Raw genomic sequence first — 4,709 nt, 5'->3', positions numbered from 1 at the left:
TCGCCAAGGCTCGGCAGCTGCTACGCACAACCATTCCTCAAGAAGGCGGGCTGTTGCTTTTTCCACACTCGTCCCGGCCACTGTGGTTTTTTCATCACTGCCAAGGCCTGTGATGCCCGCAAACGCGGCCCGTCGCCCCATGGCACAGCCCTTGCTAAATCCCTGACAAAACCTTAGCCAAGGAGTCTCCATGCGCCCTTTATCTTTTCGCCGTGTCCTTTCATACCTGGGACTTGGCGCCGTGCTGCTGGCCGGCACCGCTCAGGCGCAACCCCATGACGGCGGGGTGCTGAACCTGGTGGCCCAACCCGAACCGCCGTCGCTGATGCACGGCGTGGTCAGCCACGTGTCCACCCAGCACGTCAGCGGCAAGATCCTCCAGGGCCTGCTGACCTTCGACACCGACCTGAAACCCAAACCGGTATTGGCCAAGGCCTGGACCGTTTCTCCCGATGGCCTGACCTACACCTTCGATTTGCAGGACAACGTGCGCTGGCATGATGGCCACGCGTTCACCGCCGATGACGTGGTGTTCAGCTTCCAGACCTTCTACCCCGAAGTGGACAAGCGTCTGGGCGGGGTCTTCACCGAGTACGTCGACAGCATCACCGCGAAGGGCCCGCTGCAGGTGGTGTTCCAGCTCAAGAAACCCTTCGCGCCGTTGCTCTCGGCCCTGGGCAGCGGGCTGCGGCCTGTGGTGCCCAAGCACCTCTACGAGAACACTGACTTTCGCAACAACCCCTATAACCTCAAGCCTGTCGGCACCGGCCCGTTTGTGTTTGTGGAGTGGAAACGCGGCGCCTATATCAAGCTGGCAAAGAACCCCGACTACTGGAAAAAGGGCCTGCCACACCTGGATGCGATCATCTTCCACGTGATCCCGGACGGCTCGTCCCGCGCTGCGGCGTTCGAGCGCAACGACGTGCAGGTGCTGCGCAGTGGTGATGCCGACTATTCCGACCTCAAGCGCCTGACCGCCTTGCCGGACGTGCAGTCGTCGGAAAAAGGCTGGGAGCTGTATTCCGGCCTGGCCTTCCTGCAGATCAATACGCGCAAGCCGCCGCTGAACAACCCCAAGGTGCGCCAGGCGATCCTGTATGCGCTGAACCGCCAGTTCATCGTCGACAACATCTTCTTCGGTTCGGGCAAGGTTGCCCCCGGCCAGTTCGTGTCCACCTCGCCGTACCACGACCCGCAATTGCCGCAGTACACCTATGACGTGAAAAAAGCCAAGGCGCTGATTGCCGAGTCCGGCGTGGACGTGGGCGCCGTGCGGATTCGTCTGCTCAACGGCGAGAAGGGCGGTGCCTGGGAGCGCCTGGCCGAATACACCAAGCAAGCCCTGCAGCCGCTGGGCTTCAAGGTACAAGTGGTGACGTCCGACGCCGCCACCTGGTTCCAGCGCGTCAGCGACTGGGACTTCGACCTGACCTACAACTTCATCTTCCAGATCGGCGACCCGTACCTGACCAACGCCTACCTGTACCGCTCCGACTACATCCTCAAGACTTCGCCGTTTGCCAACGTCAGCGGCTACAACAGCCCCGAGGCCGATGCCCTGTGGACTCAGGTCGCCAACACCCCGGAAGGCCCGGAACGCACCAGGCTCTATAGCCAGTTGGAAAACGTGCTGAACACCGACCTGCCGATCGCGCCGATCTTCGAAATGCGCTACCCGACACTGTTCCACAAAGAGGTGAAGAACCTGCTGCAAACCGCCACCAGCCTTAACGAAGACTACGAAAGCGTCTACCTCGACGCGCCTGCACCATGAACGGGTTGCTGTATTTCAGCGGTCGCCTGCTCAAGGCACTGTTGATGATTGTGGCGGTGCTGGTGCTGGGCTTTTTACTGATCCGCCTGGCGCCGGGTGACCCGGCGCTGCTGTTGGCCGGCGAGGCGGGTGTGGACGATGTGCAGTTCATCGAACACCTGCGCCAGACCATGGGCCTGGACAAGCCGTTGCTCACGCAGTTGCTGATCTACCTGGGCAATATCGCCCATCTGGACCTGGGTTATTCCTACCGCAACCAGACCTCGGTGTGGTCGCTGATTGCCGAGCGCTTGCCGGCAACACTGGCCCTGATGGGCTCGGCATTTTTGCTCTCGTCGGTGCTTGGCGTCACCCTGGGGACGTTGGCCGCCCGGGCCCGACAGAAGCGTCACTGGCTGGATGGCGTGATCTCCCACGGCGCATTGCTGCTGTATGCGATGCCGCCATTCTGGCTGGCGATGCTGCTGATCCTGTTGTTCTCCGTCAGCCTCGATTGGTTGCCGGCGTTTGGCATGGAAACGGTGGCACAGGACTTTTCCCTGCTCGACCGGCTCAAGCACCTGCTGCTGCCGTGCGTGTCGTTGAGCGTGCTGTTTCTCGCCTTGTATATCCACCTGACCCGCGCCGCCGTGCTCGACGCCCTTGGCCAGGAATACGTGCGCACCGCCCACGCCAAGGGCCTGCACCCGCGGCGGATTTTGTACGTGCATGTGCTGCGCAATGCGCTGTTGCCGGTGGTGACCTTTGCCGGTTTGCAACTGGGCCAGTTGGCCAGCGGCGCGTTGCTGGTGGAGGTGGTGTATTCCTGGCCGGGGATTGGTCGCTTGATGTACGACTCGCTGGCCCAGCGTGACTACGGCGTGTTGATGGGCGGTTTCCTGGTGATCTCGATTCTGGTGGTGGGCTTTAACGTGTTGACCGATGTGATCTGTCGTTTTCTCGACCCGCGTATCGGTGCAGGAGTGCAAGGCTGATGCTGGTTTTCCGACGTTTTGTGCGCCAGCCTGCGGCGTTGATCGGTGCGCTGTTTTTGCTGCTGCTGACGCTGTTGGCGATCGCCGCCCCCTGGCTGACCAGCAGCTCGCCATGGGAGATGAACAGCCAGCCGATGCTCGCGCCATTCCACGACCCGGCCCATTGGCTGGGCAGTGACCTGCTCGGTCGCGACCTCGCCAGTGGCCTGCTGTACGGCGCGCGGGTGTCCCTGGCCGTGGGGGCGCTGGCCAGCCTGGCGACCCTGGTGGTGGGCCTACTGGTCGGCGCGGTCGCCGGCTATTTCGGTGGCTGGCTCGACGGTGTGCTGATGCGCATTGCCGAGTTCTTCCAGATCATTCCGCAACTGGTACTGGCGGTGATCCTGGTGGCGATCCTTGAGCCGTCCCTGTTCTCCATCGTGCTGGCCATCGCACTCGTAGCGTGGCCGGCGGTGGCGCGGTTGGTGCGCAGTGAGTTCCTGACCCTGCGCCAGCGCGAATTCGTGCAGGCCGCGCGGGTGCTGGGGCAGTCGCCGCTGGGGATCATCGCCCAGCAGATCCTGCCCAACGCCCTGGCGCCGCTGCTGGTGACCATGACCTTTGTCATGGCCACGGCGATCCTCACCGAAGCGGCCCTGGCGTTTCTCGGCTTGAGCGACCCAGAAGCCATGAGCTGGGGCTACATGATCAATGCCTCCCGTGGCTTGCTGCGGGACGCCTGGTGGATGAGCTTTCTGCCGGGGTTGGCGATTGTGCTGTGCGTGCTGGCGGTCAATCGAGTCGGCGAAGGTTTGCGTGTGGCCTTTGAGCCCGGGAGGTCGCTATGACGTTGTTGAGTGTTGAACATTTGCGTATCGCCTTGCCGGCCGGTGCGGACCGCAGCCATGCGCTGTATGACCTGTCGCTGCAACTGAACCGTGGCGAATGCTTGTGTGTGGTGGGTGAATCCGGTTCCGGCAAGTCAATGCTGGCCAAGGCTTTGCTGCGCCAGTTGCCGGAGCCGCTGAAGGTGGAAAGCGGGCGCCTGGTGTTTCGCGACGAAGACCTGGCCGATCGCAGCGAAGAGGCCATGCGCCAACTGCGCGGGCGGGATATCAGCATGGTATTCCAGGAGCCCATGAGCGCCCTCAACCCACTGTTGCGGGTGGGCCAACAGATCGATGAAACCCTGCGCGCCCATGGCGTGGCGGCGGCACGGGTGCGGCGTCAGCGGGTGGTGGATTTGCTCGGTTATGTCGGCTTGCCCGACCCTGAGCGCTTGCGTCTGGCGTATCCGTTTGAACTGTCTGGCGGGCAGCGTCAGCGGGTGGTGATCGCCATGGCCCTGGCGTTTGATCCGGCGCTGTTGATTGCCGATGAGCCGACCTCGGCGCTGGACGTGACCACCCAGGCGCAGATTCTCGACCTGCTGCGCAAGATCCAGCAGGACAAGGGCATGGCACTGTTGTTTATCACCCACGACTTTGCCGTGGTCGAGGCGATTGCCGACCGGGTGCTGGTGCTGGAAAAGGGCCGGGTGGTGGAGCAGGGCACGGCCCCGGCGGTGTTGCGTGTGCCCCGGGAAGATTACACCCGGCAGTTGTTGGCGGCGGTGTCGGCGCAACCGCTGGTGCCACGTACGCAGGTGGCTGGCCCTGTGGTGCTGAAGGCCGAAGCGCTGGGCAAGGTGTTCAGCAGCCGCAGCGGTTGGTGGGGGCGGCGTACGACTCAGGCGTTGGATGCGGTTCAGCTGCAATTGCGTGAAGGCGAGACGTTGGGGATTGTGGGGGAGTCGGGGTCGGGCAAGTCGACCCTGGGTCGGTGCCTGGTGCGTTTGCTGCGTGCTGACAGCGGGCGGATCGGGTGGTTGGGGCGGGGGGTCGCGGGGTTGTCTGAGGGGCGGCTGCGAGCGTTGCTCAGTGATGTGCAGATGATTTTCCAGGATCCGTTTGCCTCGCTCAATCCGCGGCAGACGGTGGGGC

The 4,709-nt window shown here is 63.2% G+C and carries 4 protein-coding genes; all 4 read left to right on the top strand.

The annotated features are described in order from the left end of the window. Positions 1-190: 190 nt before the first annotated feature. Positions 191-1,774 carry an ABC transporter substrate-binding protein gene (locus tag HX786_RS31305; protein WP_178913070.1) on the top strand — a complete coding sequence of 528 codons (1,584 nt, stop codon included), beginning with the start codon at positions 191-193 and terminating at the stop codon, positions 1,772-1,774. Continuing rightward, positions 1,771-2,748, top strand: a complete 978-nt coding sequence (locus HX786_RS31300) for an ABC transporter permease (RefSeq protein ID WP_087693384.1) — start codon at positions 1,771-1,773, stop codon at positions 2,746-2,748. Before HX786_RS31305 ends, HX786_RS31300 begins: the two co-directional genes overlap by 4 nt. Continuing rightward, complete coding sequence (locus HX786_RS31295) at positions 2,748-3,575, top strand: ABC transporter permease (protein ID WP_003210288.1); 828 nt, start codon at positions 2,748-2,750, stop codon at positions 3,573-3,575. Before HX786_RS31300 ends, HX786_RS31295 begins: the two co-directional genes overlap by 1 nt. Further along, positions 3,572-4,709: ABC transporter ATP-binding protein (locus tag HX786_RS31290; protein ID WP_178913069.1), on the top strand; the 1,138-nt coding region annotated here is incomplete at its 3' end. The genes HX786_RS31295 and HX786_RS31290, both read left to right, overlap by 4 nt.

The organism is Pseudomonas sp. 21615526 (assembly GCF_013386245.1).
Lineage (GTDB): Bacteria > Pseudomonadota > Gammaproteobacteria > Pseudomonadales > Pseudomonadaceae > Aquipseudomonas.
Note: the sequence above shows the minus strand (reverse complement) of the source record. Positions and strands in the feature narration are given on the sequence as shown.

Coding starts and splice junctions, on each gene's coding strand:
- HX786_RS31305 (WP_178913070.1), top strand. CDS start 191: ATGCGCCCTTTATCTTTTCGCCGTGTCCTTTCATACCTGGGACTTGGC.
- HX786_RS31300 (WP_087693384.1), top strand. CDS start 1,771: ATGAACGGGTTGCTGTATTTCAGCGGTCGCCTGCTCAAGGCACTGTTG.
- HX786_RS31295 (WP_003210288.1), top strand. CDS start 2,748: ATGCTGGTTTTCCGACGTTTTGTGCGCCAGCCTGCGGCGTTGATCGGT.